This window comes from Pseudomonas sp. 05N431 (genome assembly GCF_056397005.1).
Window position 1 is genome coordinate 489,284 of the sequence record NZ_JBFTMN010000002.1, and the last position, 20,068, is coordinate 509,351.

General features: G+C 59.8%; 15 protein-coding genes. 6 read left to right on the forward strand and 9 right to left on the reverse strand.

Features of this window, described 5'->3' with window-relative positions; all coding sequences use genetic code 11:
- Positions 1 to 90: 90 nt before the first annotated feature.
- Positions 91 to 1,080, reverse strand: coding sequence for an alpha/beta fold hydrolase (locus AC1DIG_RS05285; RefSeq protein WP_477766427.1), 990 nt, complete (start codon positions 1,078 to 1,080; stop codon positions 91 to 93).
- 103 nt (positions 1,081 to 1,183) lie between these two features.
- Entirely contained in the window at positions 1,184 to 3,559 is a 2,376-nt protein-coding gene (ppsA, locus tag AC1DIG_RS05290; RefSeq protein ID WP_477766428.1) for a phosphoenolpyruvate synthase, read from the reverse strand.
- Positions 3,560 to 3,735: 176 nt separating this feature from the next.
- Between ppsA and ppsR the strand changes: the two genes are divergently transcribed.
- Entirely contained in the window at positions 3,736 to 4,554 is an 819-nt protein-coding gene (gene ppsR, locus AC1DIG_RS05295) for a posphoenolpyruvate synthetase regulatory kinase/phosphorylase PpsR (protein WP_477766429.1), read from the forward strand.
- A 124-nt stretch (positions 4,555 to 4,678) separates the two neighbouring features.
- Here ppsR and prpD read toward each other — a convergent pair whose 3' ends face one another.
- The 6 genes from prpD to AC1DIG_RS05325 form a co-directional block, all read right to left on the reverse strand.
- Entirely contained in the window at positions 4,679 to 6,163 is a 1,485-nt protein-coding gene (gene prpD / locus AC1DIG_RS05300; protein ID WP_477766430.1) for a 2-methylcitrate dehydratase, read from the reverse strand.
- A gap of 201 nt (positions 6,164 to 6,364) precedes the next feature.
- Positions 6,365 to 7,555 carry a 2-methylaconitate cis-trans isomerase PrpF gene (gene prpF / locus AC1DIG_RS05305; protein WP_477766431.1) on the reverse strand — a complete coding sequence of 397 codons (1,191 nt, stop codon included), beginning with the start codon at positions 7,553 to 7,555 and terminating at the stop codon, positions 6,365 to 6,367.
- A gap of 54 nt (positions 7,556 to 7,609) precedes the next feature.
- Positions 7,610 to 10,204 carry a Fe/S-dependent 2-methylisocitrate dehydratase AcnD gene (gene acnD, locus AC1DIG_RS05310; RefSeq protein WP_477766432.1) on the reverse strand — a complete coding sequence of 865 codons (2,595 nt, stop codon included), beginning with the start codon at positions 10,202 to 10,204 and terminating at the stop codon, positions 7,610 to 7,612.
- 202 nt (positions 10,205 to 10,406) lie between these two features.
- Positions 10,407 to 11,534, reverse strand: coding sequence for a bifunctional 2-methylcitrate synthase/citrate synthase (prpC, locus tag AC1DIG_RS05315; RefSeq protein WP_477766433.1), 1,128 nt, complete (start codon positions 11,532 to 11,534; stop codon positions 10,407 to 10,409).
- A 221-nt stretch (positions 11,535 to 11,755) separates the two neighbouring features.
- On the reverse strand, positions 11,756 to 12,646 hold the full coding sequence (gene prpB, locus AC1DIG_RS05320; RefSeq protein ID WP_477766434.1) for a methylisocitrate lyase: 891 nt from the start codon (positions 12,644 to 12,646) through the stop codon (positions 11,756 to 11,758).
- Positions 12,643 to 13,365 (reverse strand): GntR family transcriptional regulator, encoded by a 723-nt coding sequence (locus AC1DIG_RS05325; RefSeq protein ID WP_477766435.1) that lies wholly within the window; start codon positions 13,363 to 13,365, stop codon positions 12,643 to 12,645. The genes prpB and AC1DIG_RS05325 overlap by 4 nt, the downstream gene beginning before the upstream one ends.
- Positions 13,366 to 13,635: 270 nt before the next feature.
- On the opposite strand from AC1DIG_RS05325, the gene rloA reads away from it, so the two are divergent.
- The 4 genes from rloA to pabB all read left to right on the forward strand — a co-directional run bounded on the left by rloA (position 13,636) and on the right by pabB (position 18,282).
- On the forward strand, positions 13,636 to 14,175 hold the full coding sequence (gene rloA, locus AC1DIG_RS05330; protein WP_477766436.1) for a retropepsin-like aspartic peptidase RloA: 540 nt from the start codon (positions 13,636 to 13,638) through the stop codon (positions 14,173 to 14,175).
- 5 nt (positions 14,176 to 14,180) lie between these two features.
- On the forward strand, positions 14,181 to 15,713 hold the full coding sequence (rloB, locus tag AC1DIG_RS05335) for an osmotic stress tolerance membrane protein RloB (protein ID WP_477766437.1): 1,533 nt from the start codon (positions 14,181 to 14,183) through the stop codon (positions 15,711 to 15,713).
- A complete protein-coding gene (locus AC1DIG_RS05340) occupies positions 15,713 to 16,699 on the forward strand; it encodes an alpha-L-glutamate ligase-like protein (protein ID WP_477766438.1) in 987 nt (328 codons plus the stop codon). The genes rloB and AC1DIG_RS05340 overlap by 1 nt, the downstream gene beginning before the upstream one ends.
- A 239-nt stretch (positions 16,700 to 16,938) precedes the next feature.
- On the forward strand, positions 16,939 to 18,282 hold the full coding sequence (gene pabB / locus AC1DIG_RS05345) for an aminodeoxychorismate synthase component I (protein WP_477766439.1): 1,344 nt from the start codon (positions 16,939 to 16,941) through the stop codon (positions 18,280 to 18,282).
- Positions 18,283 to 18,408: 126 nt separating this feature from the next.
- Here pabB and thrH read toward each other — a convergent pair whose 3' ends face one another.
- Positions 18,409 to 19,026 carry a bifunctional phosphoserine phosphatase/homoserine phosphotransferase ThrH gene (gene thrH / locus AC1DIG_RS05350; protein WP_477766440.1) on the reverse strand — a complete coding sequence of 206 codons (618 nt, stop codon included), beginning with the start codon at positions 19,024 to 19,026 and terminating at the stop codon, positions 18,409 to 18,411.
- A 174-nt stretch (positions 19,027 to 19,200) separates the two neighbouring features.
- Here thrH and AC1DIG_RS05355 point away from each other — a divergent pair, with 174 nt between their 5' ends.
- Complete coding sequence (locus tag AC1DIG_RS05355; RefSeq protein WP_019689457.1) at positions 19,201 to 19,935, forward strand: phosphoadenylyl-sulfate reductase; 735 nt, start codon at positions 19,201 to 19,203, stop codon at positions 19,933 to 19,935.
- Positions 19,936 to 20,068 lie beyond the last annotated feature (133 nt).

The following is a 20,068-nucleotide window of genomic DNA, read 5'->3' on the forward strand; positions in this document are numbered from 1 at the left end:
CAACAACTGTTTGTGACCAGAACAGCTCAATGCGTCATATCTTAGCCGTTCGCTGATCGGAGCGAAACGATCTTGTCAGAGCATTCGTACTCAGACCGCTGTCGCCAAATCCGGTTTGCCAGCCAACAACGGCGCCTGCGGATCTGTCAGCCAGCGCTGCACCAACGGCCAGACTTCGGCCTGTGCGGCTTTGCTGACGAGCATTTCAACATGCCCGAAATTGTCCGAAAAACCCTGCTCGCGCCCCAGGCAGATGAACTGCTTGTGCTCGGAACCGATCTGATCGAACAGCTTGCGACACGCCCAATCCGGGTCCTGATGATCACTGGTCGCGCTGACGCCCAGGACCGGCACCTGAACCTCCGCCAGCCCGGCCCACCAGTCTTTCTCGGCATCGCCAAAACGTCCGAACAAGCCGTACCAGCGCATGCCCTCCAGCGCCAGGCCTATCGGCTCGTCCTCCGGACCGCGCTTGAGGCGGGAGCCTGAAATTTGCGCGAAACGCTTCAGGATGAAGCGCCCGCTCCACTCCACCGGGGGAAATTTCAGCGGCCAATAGGTACGACTGACCTGCGTACCAAAAAATGCCGCAGACGCCACGGCAGGCTCACCCAGGTACTGACCACCCAGCGCTGCCGCCAGGGTGATGCCGCCCAGTGAATGACCAATCCAGTGCGGAACCTGACCGCTTTGCTCACGAACGAACGCAGCAATCGCCGGCAAATCGTAACGGGCATAGTCGGCAACGCGGTTCTTTCGATAGTTCTGATTGCGCTGGGACAAGCCGTGACCGCGCATTTCCGGTATCCAGACATCAAAGCCGGCACGCGCCAGATAGGCGCCCAGTCCAAGGCCTTTGGGGGAAAACCAGAAACGCCGATTGGAAAAACTGCCGTGAAGCAAAATCACTGGAACGCCACGCACGGTGGGCTCATCGGCCATGCCCAGGCGGGTGACCGCCAGCTCGACGGTGCCGTCCGGGCTGTTGCCGGGTTTCAAACGATAGACGTCCTCGCTCAGATCGCCGCGACGCTCGGCGCTGATCAAGGCGACAGGAAATAGGTTGCTGCTGCTTTGCATAATGCTCTTGCATAAAAAAGGGCGGGTTCCATCCGGATGCCGCCCTACTTGAATCTTAAAGCCCCGGTCAGCGGAAAAGCCTGACCCGGGCTTCATTCACGGATCAGACCGCAGCCTGACCTTCAGCCAGGAAGAACCAGGTTTCCAGTACGGAATCGGGGTTCAACGAAACGCTTTCGATACCCTGCTCCATCAGCCACTTGGCCAGGTCTGGGTGGTCGGAAGGGCCCTGGCCGCAAATACCGATGTATTTACCAGCCTTGTTGCAGGCCTGAATCGCGTTGGACAGCAGCTTCTTGACCGCTGGATTACGCTCGTCGAACAGATGCGCGATGATCCCGGAGTCACGGTCCAGACCAAGGGTCAGCTGGGTCAGGTCGTTAGAGCCGATGGAGAAGCCGTCGAAGAACTCGAGGAACTCTTCAGCGAGGATCGCGTTGGACGGCAGTTCGCACATCATGATGACGCGCAGACCGTTTTCGCCACGCGCCAGGCCATTCTCGGCCAACAGGTCCACGACCTGGCTGGCTTCGCCCAGGGTGCGGACGAACGGCACCATGATTTCGACGTTGGTCAGGCCCATGTCGTTGCGCACACGCTTCAGCGCGCGGCATTCGAGTTCGAAGCAGTCACGGAACGACTCGCTGATGTAACGCGAAGCGCCGCGGAAGCCCAGCATCGGGTTTTCTTCTTCCGGCTCGTAGAGCTTGCCGCCGATCAGGTTGGCGTATTCGTTGGACTTGAAGTCCGACAGACGCACGATGACCTTCTTCGGCCAAAACGCGGCGGCCAGGGTGCTGATGCCCTCGACCAGTTTCTCGACGTAGAAGCCGACCGGATCGTGGTAACCGGCAATGCGCTTGTCGACGCTTTCCTTGATTTCCGACGGCAGACCGTCGTAGTTCAGCAGTGCTTTAGGGTGCACGCCGATCATGCGGTTGATGATGAATTCCAGGCGGGCCAGGCCCACACCGGCGTTCGGCAACTGCGCGAAATCGAAGGCGCGATCCGGGTTACCGACGTTCATCATGATTTTGAACGGCAGTTCCGGCATGGCGTCGACGGAGTTTTTCTTGATGTCGAAGCCCAACTCGCCTTCGAAGATGAAACCGGTGTCGCCTTCAGCGCAGGAAACCGTCACGCCCTGGCCGTCTTTCAACAGCTGGGTGGCGTTACCGCAACCCACGACTGCCGGGATACCCAGTTCACGCGCAATGATCGCCGCGTGGCAGGTACGGCCGCCACGGTTGGTGACAATGGCGCTGGCGCGCTTCATGACCGGCTCCCAGTCCGGGTCGGTCATGTCGGAAACCAGAACGTCTCCCGGCTGGACTTTGTCCATCTCGGAAACGTCTTTGATGATGCGCACTTTACCGGCGCCGATGCGCTGGCCGATGGCGCGACCTTCAACCAGCACGGTGCCGGTTTCTTTCAACAGGTAACGTTCCATGACGTTGGCCTGGGTGCGGCTCTTCACGGTTTCAGGGCGAGCCTGAACGATGTACAGCTTGCCGTCATCGCCGTCTTTGGCCCACTCGATGTCCATCGGGCACTTGTAGTGCTTCTCGATGATCATCGCCTGCTTGGCCAGTTCGCTGACTTCAGCATCGGTCAGGCAGAAGCGCGCGCGTTCGGCCTTGTCGACATCGACAGTCTTGACCGAACGACCGGCCTTGGCTTCGTCGCCGTAGATCATCTTGATGGCTTTGCTGCCCAGGTTGCGGCGCAGGATCGCCGGGCGACCCGCTGCCAGCGTACCTTTGTGGACGTAGAACTCATCCGGGTTCACCGCGCCCTGTACGACAGTTTCGCCCAGGCCGTAGGCGCCGGTGATAAACACCACGTCACGGAAGCCGGATTCGGTATCGAGGGTGAACATCACGCCGGCAGTGCCGGTTTCCGAACGGACCATGCGCTGCACGCCAGCCGACAGGGCAACCAGCTTGTGGTCGAAACCCTGATGCACGCGGTAGGAAATGGCACGGTCGTTGAACAGGGAAGCAAAGACTTCCTTGGCAGCACGAATGACGTTTTCGACGCCGCGGATGTTCAGGAAGGTTTCCTGCTGGCCGGCGAAGGAAGCGTCCGGCAAGTCTTCGGCGGTTGCCGAGGAGCGCACGGCCACGGCCATGTCCGGGTTACCGGCCGACAGCGTGGCGAACGCGGTGCGGATCTCGGTGTTGAGCTTCTCCGGGAATTCGGCTTCCATGATCCATTGACGGATTTGCGCACCGGTTTTCGCCAGGGCGTTCACGTCGTCGACGTCCAGTGCGTCGAGGGCTGCGTGGATCTGGTCGTTCAAACCACTTAATTCGAGAAAATCACGATAAGCCTGAGCCGTCGTGGCGAAGCCACCCGGGACCGATACACCGGCCCCCGCAAGATTACTGATCATCTCGCCCAGGGATGCGTTCTTGCCCCCCACATGCTCCACATCATGGACGCCGAGCTTATCGAGGGAAACTACGTACTCTACCAAGGTGATCTCTCCACTAACTGTGTTGGAAAAGCTCAGGGCGCTGGCGGCTCATCAGGAGCATTTGCCAGCAATATGGCCTGGACCTGGAAAATAAGTGAGAATGCGGGCCAATCCAGGCCGACAAACCGCGCCTATCATATCCAAGAATCGTCACCAGCTTAAGGCCCAAGGCGCAAATGAAACGATCTGCTTTCTTTATCTCCGATGGCACGGGCATTACAGCCGAAACCCTGGGTCAAAGTCTGTTGGCGCAGTTCGAAAACATTACCTTCAGCAAAGTCATACGACCGTACATCGACAACGTGGACAAAGCGCGGGCCATGGTACAACAAATCAATAAGGCCGCCGAAAAGGACGGCTTTCGTCCGATCATCTTCGACACGATCGTCAACCAGGATATTCGTGAGATCCTCGCGACCTCCAATGGTTTCATGATCGACATTTTCTCGACCTTCCTCGCGCCACTCGAGCAGGAGTTGAGCGAACACTCGTCGTATTCGGTCGGCAAGTCCCACTCCATTGGCCACAACTCCAATTACATGGAGCGTATCGAGGCAGTGAACTTCGCCCTCGACAACGACGACGGCGCCCGTACCCACTATTACGACAAGGCCGACCTGATCCTGGTCGGCGTGTCGCGCTGCGGCAAAACCCCAACCTGCCTGTATATGGCCATGCAATTCGGTATTCGTGCGGCCAACTACCCGCTGACCGAAGACGACATGGAGCGCCTGCAACTGCCAACGGCATTGCGTGCCCACAAGCACAAGCTGTTTGGCCTGACCATCGATCCGGACCGCCTCACCGCGATCCGCAACGAGCGCAAGCCCAATAGCCGCTACTCGAGCTACGCCCAATGCGAGTTCGAAGTGCGTGAAGTCGAAAACCTGTTCCGCCGCGAGAACATCGCGCACATCAACTCCACGCATTTTTCCGTGGAAGAGATTTCGGCGAAGATTCTGGTGGAAAAAGGCGTCGAGCGGCGGTTCAAGTAGTTCCGTAGCGCCTGTTAAGCCGCTATCGCGAGCAAGCTCGCTCCCACACTGGACCGTATTTACCTTGAGGTTGCGGTCAAATGTGGGAGCGAGCTTGCTCGCGATTGAACGATAACGCGGCCCTTTAGATAACAAACAAATCCACAAACCGATTTACCGGCGTCGCCTCCAGCCGCGCCTGATCCTTGCACAGCTCGAAAATCTCGGCACTGCGCTGCGCAGTGAATCGGGTGGCCAGATTCGCCTTGAACTTGTCCTCCAGCAAGGGAATGCCCTCGGCGCGGCGACGGCGATGGCCAATCGGGTATTCGACCACCACTTGTCCGGTACTTGAGCCGTCCTTGAAGAACACTTGCAGGGCGTTGGCGATAGAGCGCTTGTCGGCCTCCAGGTACTCACGGGTGTAGCGCGGCTCTTCAACAATGACCATCTTCTCGCGCAACTCGTCGATGATCGGGTGCGCGGCGTGGAACTCGTCTTCGTACTGTTCAGCCACCAGAGTGCCGAAGGCCAGCGGCACGGCGGTCATGTACTGGATGCAGTGGTCGCGGTCCGCGGCATTGGCCAGTTGGCCGACCTTGGAAATGATACGAATCGCCGACTCGTGAGTGGTGATAACGATCTTGTCGATTTCATCCAGACGATCGCGCACCTGCGGGTGCAGGGTCACCGCCGCTTCGCAGGCGGTTTGCGCGTGGAACTCGGCCGGGAAACTGATCTTGAACAGCACGTTTTCCATCACGTAAGTGCCGTACTTCTGCGAGAGGCTGAACGTGCGTTTATCTGCGGGCTTGAGCGCCAGGTCCTTGTTGGCATGGCTGAACAGCACGTCGTAGAAACCCCATTGCGGCGCGGTCAATACACCCGGAATGCCCATCTCGCCGCGCATGGCGATGTCCGCCAATCGCACGCCACGACTGGAGGCGTCGCCCGCCGCCCAGGACTTGCGCGAACCGGCGTTCGGCGTGTGACGGTAAGTGCGCAATGCCTGGCCATCGACAAACGCGTGGGACAGCGCCGCCAGCAGTTGCTCGCGATTGGCGCCCATCAGTTTCGCGGTCACCGCCGTCGAGGCGACTTTGACCAGCAGCACATGGTCCAGGCCGACCCGGTTGAAGGAGTTCTCCAGGGCAATCACGCCCTGAATCTCGTGCGCCATGATCATCGCGTCCAGCACCGCTCGCATGGTCAGCGGCGCATCGCCATTGGCCACGCGCTTCTGCGACAGGTGATCGGCAACCGCGAGGATCCCGCCGAGGTTATCGGACGGATGGCCCCACTCGGCCGCCAGCCAGGTGTCGTTGTAATCGAGCCAGCGGACGATACAACCGATGTCCCACGCCGCTTTTACCGGGTCGAGACGAAAATGGGTGCCGGGAACACGCGCGCCAAAGGGCACGACCGTGCCTTCAACGATGGGGCCCAGGTGTTTGGTGCATTCAGGAAAGCGCAGGGCCAGCAGGCCACAGCCGAGGGTGTCCATCAGGCAATTGCGGGCGGTGTCCAGCGCCTCTTTGGACTCGATCTTGAAATTGAGAACGTAATCGGCAATGTCCTGCAGGACTTTGTCGTAGTCGGGACGAATGTTCAGGTCGACGTTGGCGCTCATGTTCGATTCACTCTGGCAGTGGTTCGTTGATGGGACCTCGGTTCAGGATCAATCTCGGGGGGCTAATCTTTCTTATTGTAGAAATGCGATCAAATGTGGGAGCGGGCTTGCTCGCGAAAGCGGTGTTTCAGCCGACATTAATGTTGAATGTCAGTCCGTCTTCGCGAGCAAGCCCGCTCCCACATGGGCTTAGTGTCGGGATCAGAACGAGTCACCCGGCACGCGCACCCAGCCTTCCATCAGTACCCGCGCACTGCGGCTCATGATGGCTTTGGTCACGGTCCATTCGCCATCGACCAGACTGGCTTCGGCGCCAACGCGCAATGTGCCTGACGGATGCCCGAAGCGCACCGCGTTGCGTGGAATACCGCCCGCGGCGAGGTTGACCAGTGTGCCGTCAATCGCCGCCGCGGTGCCAATCGCTACGGCAGCGGTGCCCATCATCGCGTGGTGCAACTTGCCCATGGACAGTGCGCGGACCAACAGGTCGACATCGCCTGCCGCCACCGGTTTGCCGCTGGAAGCGAGGTAATCGGCAGGCCGTGCGACAAACGCCACCTTGGGGGTGTGCTGACGCTTGGCGGCGTCGTCAAGATTCTGGATCAGCCCCATGCGCAGCGCGCCATGCGCGCGAATGGTCTCGAACATCGCCAGCGCTTTCGGGTCGCCGTTGATATCGCCCTGCAACTCGGTACCCGTGTAGCCGATGGCTTCGGCGTTGAGGAAAATGGTCGGGATGCCGGCATTGATCATGGTCACCTTGAGCGTGCCGACACCGGGCACTTCCAGGTCATCGACCAGGTTGCCGGTCGGGAACATCGAGCCGCCTGCGCCCTCTTCCTCGGCCGCCGGATTCATGAATTCGAGCTGCACTTCAGCGGCCGGAAAGGTCACGCCATCGAGTTCAAAATCACCGGTTTCCTGTACGGCACCGTCAGTGATCGGCACGTGGGCGATGATGGTCTTGCCGATATTAGCCTGCCAGATACGCACCACCGCCACACCGTTGTGCGGGATGCGACTGGCTTCTACCAGACCGCTGCTGATGGCGAACGAACCGACCGCCGCCGAGAGGTTGCCGCAGTTACCGCTCCAGTCGACAAAAGGCTTGTCGATGGAGACCTGACCGAACAGATAATCGACATCGTGATCGGCCTTGATGCTCTTGGACACGATCACCGTTTTGCTGGTGCTGGAAGTCGCCCCACCCATGCCGTCGATTTGCTTTTCATACGGATCAGGGCTGCCGATTACCCGCAACAACAACGCGTCGCGGGACGGGCCCGGAACCTGCGCCGACTCAGGCAGGTCTTGCAGGCTGAAGAACACGCCTTTGCTGGTGCCGCCCCGCATGTAGGTGGCGGGAATCTTGATCTGGGATACGTGGGCCATAATGTTCCTTATGCGCCGGAGCAGGACGTTATCGCCCTGCTCCGGCAAGTCGCGTTAGACAGCAACAGCCGATTCAAGGAAGTCCTGGGCGAAACGCTGCAACACGCCGCCGGCTTCATAGATCGAGACTTCTTCAGCCGTATCGAGGCGGCAGGTCACCGGCACCGACACCTGCTCACCGTTCTTGCGGGTGATGACCAGGGTCAGCGTGGCGCGCGGTGTGCGCTCGCCGATCACGTCGAAGGTTTCTGTGCCGTCGATGCCCAGCGTCTTGCGGTCGGTGCCCGGCTTGAACTCCAGCGGCAACACGCCCATGCCCACCAGGTTGGTACGGTGGATGCGCTCGAAACCTTCGGCTGCGATGGCTTCGACACCGGCCAGACGCACACCCTTGGCCGCCCAGTCGCGGGACGAACCCTGACCGTAGTCGGCGCCTGCGATGATGATCAGCGGCTGCTTGCGCTCCATGTAGGTTTCGATGGCTTCCCACATGCGCATGACCTGGCCTTCCGGCTCGACACGCGCCAGCGAACCCTGCTTGACCTTGCCATTTTCCTGAACCATTTCGTTGAACAGTTTCGGGTTGGCGAAGGTCGCGCGTTGCGCGGTCAAGTGGTCACCGCGGTGAGTCGCGTAGGAGTTGAAGTCCTCTTCCGGCAAGCCCATTTTCGCCAGGTATTCGCCAGCGGCGCTGTCGAGCATGATGGCGTTGGACGGCGACAGGTGATCGGTAGTGATGTTGTCCGGCAGCACCGCCAGCGGACGCATGCCCTTGAGCGGACGCGCCCCGGCCAAGGCGCCTTCCCAGTACGGCGGACGACGGATATAGGTGCTCATCTCGCGCCAGTCGTACAGCGGTTTGACTTTCGGACCGGTGTCTTCGTGAATGGCGAACATCGGGATGTAGACCTGACGGAACTGCTCCGGTTTGACCGATGCCTTGACCACCGCGTCGATCTCTTCGTCGCTCGGCCAGATGTCCTTGAGGCGGATTTCCTTGCCATCCGCCGTCAGGCCCAACACGTCTTTTTCGATGTCGAAACGGATGGTCCCGGCAATGGCGTAAGCCACCACCAACGGCGGCGACGCGAGGAACGCCTGCTTGGCGTACGGGTGAATCCGGCCGTCGAAATTGCGGTTACCCGACAGCACGGCAGTGGCATACAGGTCGCGGTCGATGATCTCTTGCTGGATCACCGGGTCCAGCGCACCGGACATGCCGTTGCAGGTGGTGCAGGCAAATGCCACAACACCGAAACCGAGCTGTTCCAGTTCAGAGGTCAGGCCGGCTTCATCGAGGTACAGCGCCACGGTTTTCGAACCCGGCGCGAGTGACGATTTGACCCATGGCTTGCGGGTCAACCCGAGCTTGTTGGCGTTGCGTGCCAACAGGCCGGCAGCGATGACGTTGCGCGGGTTGCTGGTGTTGGTGCAGCTGGTGATGGCAGCAATGATCACTGCGCCGTCCGGCATTTGGCCGGGCACATCGTCCCACTGGCCAGAGATGCCTTGGGCCGCGAGATCGGAAGTCGCGACACGGGCGTGAGGATTGCTCGGCCCCGCCATGTTGCGCACCACCGAAGACAGATCGAAGGTCAAGCCACGCTCGTATTGCGCGCCCTTCAGGCAATCGGCCCACAAGCCTGTGGTCTTGGCGTAATTTTCGACCAACTGCACCTGCTCGCCTTCACGTCCGGTGAGTTTCAGGTAGTCGATGGTCTGCTGGTCGATGTAGAACATCGCTGCGGTAGCGCCGTATTCCGGGGCCATGTTGGAAATGGTCGCACGGTCGCCGAGGGTCAGCGCGGAGGCGCCTTCGCCGAAGAATTCCAGCCAGGCCCCAACGACTTTTTGCTTGCGCAGGAACTCGGTCAGCGCCAGCACCATATCGGTGGCGGTGATGCCCGGTTGCAGCTTGCCGGTCAGTTCGACACCGACGCTTTCCGGCAGACGCATCCAGGAGGCGCGGCCAAGCATCACACTTTCCGCCTCCAGACCGCCAACACCGATGGCGATCACACCCAAGGCATCAACGTGCGGGGTGTGACTGTCGGTGCCGACACAGGTATCCGGGAAAGCTACGCCGTCACGCACCTGGATCACTGGCGACATTTTCTCCAGGTTGATCTGGTGCATGATGCCGTTGCCTGGCGGAATCACATCGACGTTCTTGAAGGCCTTCTTGGTCCAGTTGATGAAGTGGAAACGGTCTTCGTTGCGACGGTCTTCGATGGCGCGGTTCTTTTCGAACGCCTCCGGATCGAAGCCACCGCGCTCGACGGCCAGAGAGTGGTCGACGATCAATTGCGTCGGCACTACCGGGTTCACTTGCGCAGGATCGCCGCCTTGCAGGGCGATGGCATCACGCAGGCCGGCGAGGTCGACCAGGGCGGTCTGACCAAGAATGTCGTGGCACACCACACGGGCCGGAAACCACGGGAAGTCGAGGTCGCGTTTGCGCTCGATGAACTGTTTCAGGGATTCGGTGAGCGTGGCCGGGTCGCAGCGACGCACCAGGTTTTCCGCCAGCACACGGGAGGTGTACGGCAGGGTGTCATAGGCGCCAGGCTGGATGGCCTCGACTGCCGCACGGGTGTCGAAATAATCCAGATGGCTGCCGGGCAGCGATTTGCGGAAATCTGTGTTCATCGTCAGGACTCGGTCACGGTGATTACAAAAGGTGGGGCCTGGCACCGGCTTTGAAGTGAACTCGGTTTACTGTGGGAGCGAGCTTGCTCGCGATGACTGAGTCACATCCAACATTGATGTCGACTGACCCACCGCTATCGCGAGCAAGCTCGCTCCCACAGGGTTTTCGGTTCATTCAGCAACCAGCGCCGGCCTCCACCATTCAGCGTTGTTCGATTGGCACGAACTTGCGCTGTTCGACGCCGACGTATTCGGCGCTCGGGCGGATGATGCGGTTGTTTGCACGCTGTTCGAACACATGCGCCGCCCAGCCGGTCAGGCGTGAGCAGACGAAAATCGGCGTGAACAGCTTGGTTGGAATGCCCATGAAGTGGTACGCCGAGGCATGGTAGAAGTCAGCGTTGGGGAACAGTTTCTTCTGTTCCCACATGGTCTTGTCGATGGCTTCGGAAACCGGGAACAACACTGTGTCACCGACTTCGTCAGCGAGCTTTTTCGACCAGCCCTTGATCACTTCATTACGCGGATCATTGTCTTTGTAGATCGCGTGACCGAAACCCATGATCTTGTCTTTGCGCTCGAGCATGGCGAGCGTGCCTTTGATCGCCTCTTCCGGCGACGCGAAGCGCTCGATCATTTCCATCGCCGCTTCGTTGGCGCCGCCATGCAGCGGGCCGCGCAGCGAACCGATGGCCGCGGTGACGCAGGAGAACAGGTCGGACAAGGTCGATGCGCAAACGCGGGCGGTAAAGGTCGACGCATTGAACTCGTGTTCCGCGTAAAGGATCAGCGAAACGTTCATCACCTTGACGTGCAACTCGCTCGGTTTCTTGTCGTGCAGCAGGTGCAGGAAGTGCCCGCCGATCGACTCTTCATCGGTCACACAGTTGATGCGTTTGCCGTCGTGGCTGAAGCGATACCAGTAGCACATGATCGCCGGGAACGCGGCCAGCAGCCGGTCGGTTTTATCGTGCTGCTGGGAGAAGTCATGCTCCGGTTCAAGGTTACCGAGGAACGAGCAACCGGTGCGCATCACGTCCATCGGATGGGCGTCGGCCGGGATGCGTTCAAGCACTTCCTTCAGCGCTTGCGGCAGGTCGCGCAGCTTGCTCAGTTTGTTGATGTAGGCCGCCAGTTGCGCCTTGTTCGGCAGTTCGCCGTACAGCAGCATGTACGCCACTTCTTCGAAATGCGCTTGCGCCGCCAGTTCGCGAACGTCATAGCCGCGATAGGTCAGGCCTGCGCCTTCTTGTCCCACGGTGGACAATGCGGTTTGCCCGGCCACCTGGCCACGCAGACCGGCGCCACTCAATACTTTTGCTTCGGCCATTGCTGTCTCCAATCTTGAATTTGTCAGGGAATCGGCAAGCTCTAAATAATCATCTTGCTTTCGTAGCAGCTGCCGAGCCCGCGAGGCGGCGTTCGGCTGCACAGCAGTCGTAAACCTGACGACGCGGTCCGTCCGGGAAATCGCGCCGCCTGATTGGCGAGTCCTTCGGCCTCGAACGCAGCCTCGCAGGCTCGACAGCTGCTACGGGGGTGCGTCCATCTTTATTTCTTGGCAGCAAACAACGCATCGAGCTTCTGCTCGAAGGTGTGGTAATCGATGCGATCGTAAAGCTCCATGCGGGTTTGCATGGTGTCGATGACGTTCTGTTGCGTACCGTCGCGACGGATCGCGGTGTAGACGTTTTCCGCCGCTTTGTTCATCGCGCGAAAGGCCGACAGCGGGTACAGCACCAGCGACACATCGGCGGCTTTCAGTTGCTCGGTGGTGTAGAGCGGCGTGGCGCCGAACTCGGTGATGTTGGCCAGGATCGGCGCTTTGACGCGGCTGGCGAACAGCTTGTACATATCCAGTTCGGTGATGGCTTCCGGGAACACCATGTCGGCGCCGGCTTCGATGCACGCCGCGGCGCGATCCAGTGCCGACTCCAGACCTTCCACCGCCAGGGCGTCGGTGCGGGCCATGATCACGAAGCTGTCATCGGTACGCGCGTCGACTGCCGCCTTGATCCGGTCGACCATTTCCTGCTGGGAAACGATCTCTTTATTCGGGCGGTGACCGCAACGCTTGGCGCCGACCTGGTCTTCGATGTGAATCGCTGCCGCGCCGAACTTGATCATCGACTTCACGGTGCGCGCGACGTTGAACGCCGAGGAACCGAAACCGGTGTCCACGTCCACCAACAGCGGCAGGTCGCAAACGTCAGTGATCCGACGTACGTCGGTCAGCACATCATCGAGCCCGGTAATCCCCAGGTCCGGCACACCGAGAGAACCGGCAGCGACCCCGCCACCGGACAGATAAATAGCCTTGAAACCGGCGCGCTTGGCCAGCAGCGCATGGTTGGCGTTGATCGTGCCGACCACTTGCAACGGATGCTCGCTGGCAACCGCATCGCGGAAACGCTGGCCTGGTGTGCTCTTGTTCGAACTCATGACTCACCTCGTGGAGTGGCTGTCTGATGGGCACCGTCCTGATAGTGACGGGCAATATTGCGTTTTGAAGCGCCGATGTGACGACGCATCAACAACTCGGCCAATTCACCGTCACGGTCGGCGATGGCATCGAGAATCCGGTGGTGCTCGGCGAACGCCTGGCGCGGCCGATTGGGCGTGGCGGAAAACTGGATGCGGTACATGCGCACCAGTTGATATAGCTCGCCGCAGAGCATTTGCGTCAGCGTGCGGTTGCCGCTGCCCTGGATGATTCGGTAGTGAAAATCGAAATCGCCTTCCTGCTGGTAATAACCGACACCGGCCTGAAACGCCGCATCGCGCTCATGGGTTTCCAGCACCCGACGTAACTCTTCGATTTCTTCGGTGGTCATGCGCTCGGCGGCCAGACGACAGGCCATGCCTTCCAGGGACTCGCGAATTTCGTAGAGCTCAAGCAGTTCGGCGTGACTCAGCGACACCACCCTGGCCCCCACGTGCGGGACGCGAACCAGCAGGCGCTGACCTTCCAGGCGATGGATCGCCTCGCGCAACGGCCCGCGGCTGATGCCGTAGGTGCGCGCCAGCTCAGGTTCGGAAATCTTGCTGCCCGGGGCGATCTCGCCTTTGACGATGGCCGCCTGAATACGTCGGAAGACGTTTTCGGAAAGGGTTTCCGAATCGTCTGACGCCATCACCGGGGGATCAAGTTGATCCAGCATATTGTCGACACCTCATAAGCCAATACGGCAAAAACTAACCAATATCGCGCTACCAGTCAAAGGAAATAGAGCTATTGTCGACAATCGTCTAATAAACGCCTTAAGTAAAACCTAAGTAAAGGACAGGCGCGCGGCTGGCGCCATAAAACCACCGTGCTAGAATGCCGCCCGCATTTGTCTGTCATCTTTTTATGGCAGGCACGAGAAGGAGCTTGTGCAGCAATGCCAGTCGCCTTGAACTGAAGAACGGACGGCACCGCGCCAGGATCTATGAGACTCAAGCCCTTCACCCTGTTGATCTGTCTACTACTCTGCCTGCCAGGTCTCGCTATCGCGGGCGAAAAGACTGTGTACGGTCTCAACGAGTACGCGCAGCTGGCAGGGATCGACCTGGAAGTCGCAGCCAAACTCGACACCGGGGCCAAAACCGCCTCCCTCAGTGCCCGTGATATCAAGCGCTTCAAACGCAATGGCGAATCGTGGGTGCGCTTTTATCTGGCGATCGACACCGCCCACTCACACCCGATCGAGCGCCCTTTGGCACGCGTGAGCAAAATCAAACGCCGTGCTGGCGACTTCGATCCCGAGGAAGGCAAGCAGTACACCGCTCGCCCGGTGATCGAACTGGATATCTGCATGGGCACGGCGCTTCGCAGCATTGAAGTAAACCTGACCGACCGAAGTGCATTCCAATTCCCGCTCCTGATCGGTTCCGAAGCCTTGAAACGCTTTGATGCGCTGGTCGACCCGAGTCTTAAATACGCTGCTGGCAAACCCGCCTGCGCCACCGACGCTCATACCGCAGAGTAATGCCCATGCGCTCCCTTACCCTCCACCTGAAAATCCTGATCGCCATCCTGGTGGTGCTGGGCCTTTCAGTTACGGCCTATCAGATTTTCGTGCTGGGCATTCCGGTGACCGAAGACGCCACCGACGACTTGTGGAACATCGACGCCAAGGTCGAGTTCGTCGCCAGTGCCAAGGACCCGGTCAAGATCCAGATGTTCGTGCCACCGCTGAGCCGCGACTACGTCAGCCTCAATGAGAGCTTTATCTCCAACAACTATGGCGTTGCGGTCAACCGCGTCGACGGTAACCGCAAGGTCACCTGGTCGGCACGCCGGGCCAAGGGCAACCAGACGCTTTACTACCGTCTGGTGCTGACCAAGCGCTACACCGGTGAAAAATCCAAAGTCAAAGGCCCGACCTTCCGCGACAGCATCGCTGTCGAAGGTCCGGAGAAAATTGCCGCCGACGCCCTGCTCGCGCCGATTCGCCAGCACTCGGCAGACGTCGAGACCTTCATCGGCGAAGCGATCAAACGCGTCAACAATACCAATGACGACAACGCAAAACTGCTGCTGGCCGGCGATCCGTCACCGATGCACAAAGCGAAAATCGTCGAGCTGCTGCTGTCCATTGCCCATGTACCGATGGAAAAGGTCCACACCATCCGTCTGGTCGCCGATCAGCCGCAAACCCCGGAACTCTGGCTGCGCAGCTTCAACGGCACTGACTGGCTGTACTTCAACCCGGAAACCGGCGAGCAAGGCCTGCCTACCGATCGCCTGCTGTGGTGGACCGGCGATGACAACCTGATCACCGTCGAGGGCGGCAAGAAAGCCAACGTCACCTTCAGCCTGAACAACAGCGAAATGAACGCCATTCGCCTGGCCAAGCTGACCGACGAAAACACCGACGCCAGCTTCCTTGATTACTCGCTGTACGGCTTGCCGCTGCAAACCCAGCAAACCTTCATGATCATGGTGATGATCCCGATCGGCGTGCTGGTTATCCTGATCCTGCGTAACCTGATCGGCTTGCAGACCCTCGGCACCTTTACCCCGGTGCTGGTTGCCCTGGCCTTTCGCGAAACCGGGTTGGGTTTCGGCATCGCACTGTTTACCGTGATCACGGCGCTGGGGCTGTCGCTGCGCTCTTACCTTGAGCACCTGAAGCTGCAAATGCTCCCGAGACTGTCGGTGGTGCTGACCTTCGTCGTGGTACTGATTGCCGCCATCAGCCTGTTCAGCCATAAACTGGGGCTGGAACGCGGGCTGTCGGTGGCGCTGTTCCCGATGGTGATCCTGACCATGACCATCGAACGCCTGTCGATCACCTGGGAAGAACGTGGCGCCGGGCATGCGTTGAAAGTCGCGATTGGTACGCTGTTCGCCGCCTCTCTGGGACACTTGATCATGAGCATTCCGGAACTGGTTTACTTTGTGTTCACCTTCCCGGCGATCCTGTTGATCCTGGTGGGCTTCATGCTGGCCATGGGTCGCTATCGCGGCTACCGCCTGACCGAGCTGATGCGCTTCAAAGCCTTCGTCAAGGCTGAGTCGTAATGTTCGGTTTCTGGAAGACCTGGAAGGCCCTGCACGCCCGGGGCATCATGGGCATCAATCGACGCAACGCTGACTACGTACTCAAGTACAACAAGCGCAGCCTGTACCCGATTGTCGATGACAAGATCATCACCAAGGAACGCGCAATCAAGGCCGGCATTCACGTGCCGGAGATGTACGGCGTGATCTCCACCGAGAAAGAAATCGAAAAACTCGGCGAAATCATCGGCAACCACAGCGACTTCGTGATCAAACCGGCGCAGGGTGCCGGCGGTGACGGCATTCTGGTGATCGCCGACCGCTTCGAAGGCCAGTACCGCACGGTTTCCGGAAAGATCATCAGCCATGAAGAAATCGAACACCAGATTTCCAGCATTCTGACCGGCCTGTATTCCCTGGGCGGTCACCGCGACCGCGCACTGATCGAATACCGGGTGATTCCCGACCAGATCTTCAAAAGCATCAGTTATGAAGGCGTGCCGGACATCCGCATCATCGTGTTGATGGGCTACCCGGTGATGGCCATGCTGCGTTTGCCCACCCGGCAATCCAACGGCAAGGCCAACCTGCACCAGGGCGCTATCGGCGTCGGTGTCGACCTGGCCACCGGCCTGACGCTGCGCGGCACCTGGATGAACCGCATCATCGCCAAGCACCCGGACACCGCCAACGCGGTGGATGACGTGCAACTGCCCTACTGGGACGGTTTCATGAAGCTTGCCGCCAGCTGTTATGAGCTGTGCGGCCTGGGCTACATCGGTGTCGACATGGTGCTGGACCAGGAAAAAGGTCCGCTGATTCTCGAACTCAACGCGCGACCCGGGCTGAACATTCAGATCGCCAATGATTGCGGGTTGACCACGCGCACTCATGCAGTCGAGGCACGCCTGGAAGAGCTGAAGGCCAGAGGGATTACCGAAACGCCGCAAGAGCGCGTGGAGTTTGTTCAGCACATGTTCGGGAATATTCCTCCGATTCAGGGCTGATTCGAGACCGAGGCGCGCCCATCGTCGGAACGCCGCCCGGAGCAAGCTCGCTCCCACACTGGATCGGTGTAGCGCCAAAGATTTAATGTGGGAGCGAGCTTGCTCGCGATGGCGGCCTGACAGTCACCAAAACCTTCAGCCCTGCCTCCAACCTGCCGATCACCGACATCCCCTCTAGGAGCAAATCCCGCAGAGGACTACAATCGCCACCCCGCCTCGATGGCTGATCTGCCCCGCCCATGTTGACCTGCTCCGTATACCCGCTTCCCTATCGCGCCAACCCCGCCGAGTATTTCGCGGCGATTCGTCATGCCCCAGGCAGCGTGCTGCTCGACAGCGGCCGGCCGAGTGCCGAGCGTGGACGTTATGACGTGCTCAGCGCCTGGCCACTGGCAACACTGGCGGTATCGCCTGACGAAAGTGGCGGCGCTTTCCTGCAGCGCCTGCGCGCCACACTCGCTCGGCTCGGCGATGCAGCGATCCCTGCCCCCTACGAATTACCGTTTGCGGGTGGCTTGATCGGCTACCTCAGTTACGATTTCGGCCGTCACCTGGAGGCCCTGCCCTCCCAGGCTCACGATGACCTGCAACTGCCCGACGCGCGCTTCGGCCTGTATGACTGGGCACTGATCAGCGATCACCTGATCGGCAGCAGTCAACTGGTGTTCCATCCCAATCTGATCGACACCGAACGCCTGCGCCTGATTGAACTGTTCAGCCAACCCACAACTGCAGCTGCCGCACCGTTCACCCTGAGCGGCGCGATGAGCCCCGACCTCAGCGCCAGCGACTATCAGCAGGCGTTCGTGCGTATCCAGCAGTACATCCAGGCCGGCGACTGCTATCAGGTCAACTTCGCACAACGCTTTCGCGCGCAATGCCAAGGCGATCCGTGGACGGCGTATTGCGCGCTGCGGGCAGCTTGCCCAACACCGTTTTCTGGCTTCCAGAGCCTGCCCGATGGCGGCGCGGTGCTGAGCCTGTCGCCAGAGCGTTTCGTCAAAGTCAGCGAAGGCCACGTAGAAACCCGCCCGATCAAAGGCACCCGTCCGCGCGGGCAGAACGCCGCCGAAGACGCGGCCAACGCCGCCGAACTGTTGGCCAGCCCCAAGGATCGTGCGGAAAACCTGATGATCGTCGACCTGTTGCGCAACGATCTGGGCCGCACCTGCCGCATTGGCTCGGTGCGCGTCCCCGAGTTGTTCAGTCTGGAAAGCTACCCGAACGTGCATCACCTGGTGAGCAGCGTCACTGGCGAATTGGCTGACAAAAAAGACGCCCTGGACCTGATCGCCGGTAGCTTCCCCGGTGGCTCGATCACTGGCGCGCCGAAAATTCGTGCCATGCAAATCATCGACGAGCTAGAGCCAACCCGCCGTGGTTTGTACTGCGGTTCGTTGCTGTATCTGGACGTACGCGGGGAAATGGACAGCTCGATTGCCATCCGTAGCTTGCTGGTCAAGGATGGTCAGGTCTGCTGCTGGGGCGGCGGCGGGATCGTCGCCGATTCGGACTGGCAGGCCGAGTATCAGGAGTCCATCACCAAGGTGAAGGTGTTGCTCGAAACCCTGCAAACCCTCTAGCAGATGATCGTTCCCACGCTCCCGCGTGGGAATGCAGCCCGTGACGCTCTGCGTCACATTCAGAAGCGGACGCAGAGCGTCCATTGAGGCGTTCCCACGCAGAGCGTGGGAACGATCTTCAGGTGTTTACAGGCTCAGCTCGCGATTCGAGGCCTTGAGAAACTCCTGCTTCAGCTCGGCAAAGCTGTGCACCGCCGGGAACTGCGGGAACTCGCGGATCACGTTGTCTGGTGCGTGGAACAGGATTCCGGCGTCCGCTTCGCCCAGCATGCTGGTGTCGTTGTACGAATCACCAGCGGCAATCACCCGATAGTAGAGGCTCTTGAAGGACAATACCGACTGACGCTTGGGATCTTTCTGACGCAGCTGATAGCCCGTCACCCGCCCCGTGTCATCCGTAATCAGACGATGGCAAAGCAAGGTCGGGAAGCCCAGTTGACGCATCAGCGGCTGGGAAAATTCGTAGAAGGTGTCGGAAAGAATCACCACCTGGAACCGCTCGCGCAGCCAGTTGACGAACTCGATGGCACCGTCGAGTGGCTTCAGGGTAGCGATCACTTCCTGAATGTCGGACAGCTTCAGGCCGTGCTCGTCGAGGATGCGCAGGCGCTGCTGCATCAGCACGTCGTAATCGGGAATATCCCGGGTGGTTGCCTTGAGGGATTCAATCCCGGTTTTTTCGGCAAAGGCGATCCAGATCTCCGGGACCAATACACCTTCCAGATCGAGACAGGCAATTTCCACAAGACACTCCCATTTGTACTGATTATTGAGTTGAGCGAGCAAAAGGACTGCCGAACTCTAGCGAGACATACCGACCGACGCAACGCAGAGGAGCGCCCCTGTCGCTTCGGGATTTTGCTACCATCGCCACCATATAGAGCGCTTAGCGCCACCGACCTGTAGGAAACCGCCCTGATGAGCCCATCGTTCGACGTCACTGAACTCGCTGCGACCTATGCCAACAAATCCGCCCAGGACATTCTAAAACTCGCCTTTGCCGAGTTCGGGGACGACCTGTGGATCTCCTTCAGCGGCGCCGAAGACGTGGTGCTGGTGGACATGGCCTGGAAGATCAACAAGAACGTCAAAGTCTTCAGCCTCGACACCGGACGCCTGCATCCGGAAACCTATCGCTTCATCGATCAGGTGCGCGAACACTACAAGATCGAGATTGAACTGGTCTCCCCGGACCATACAAAGCTCGAACCGTTCGTCAAAGAAAAAGGCCTGTTCAGCTTCTACAAGGATGGTCATGGCGAATGCTGCGGCATCCGCAAGATCGAACCGCTGCGCCGCAAGCTGTCCACCGTCAGCGCCTGGGCCACCGGCCAGCGCCGCGACCAGAGCCCGGGCACCCGCAGTCAGGTTGCCGTACTGGAAATCGACAGCGCGTTCTCGACGCCAGAGCGCACCCTGTACAAATTCAACCCGCTGGCACAAATGACCAGCGAAGAGATCTGGGGCTATATCCGCATGCTGGAGCTGCCGTACAACAGCCTGCATGAGCGCGGCTTCATCAGTATCGGCTGTGAACCGTGCACCCGCCCAGTGCTGCCAAACCAGCACGAGCGCGAAGGTCGCTGGTGGTGGGAAGAAGCCACGCAGAAAGAATGTGGCTTGCACGCGGGCAACATCATCCAGAAAGCCTGATCCCCGCCCTGCGAAATCCCCCCCTGTGGGAGCCACGCTCCCACATCAGCTCCGTGTCGTATGCAAAATGTGCAATCAATGGAGATCCAGTGTGGGAGCGCGGCTTGCCCGCGATGGCGGCGACTCGGTCGGG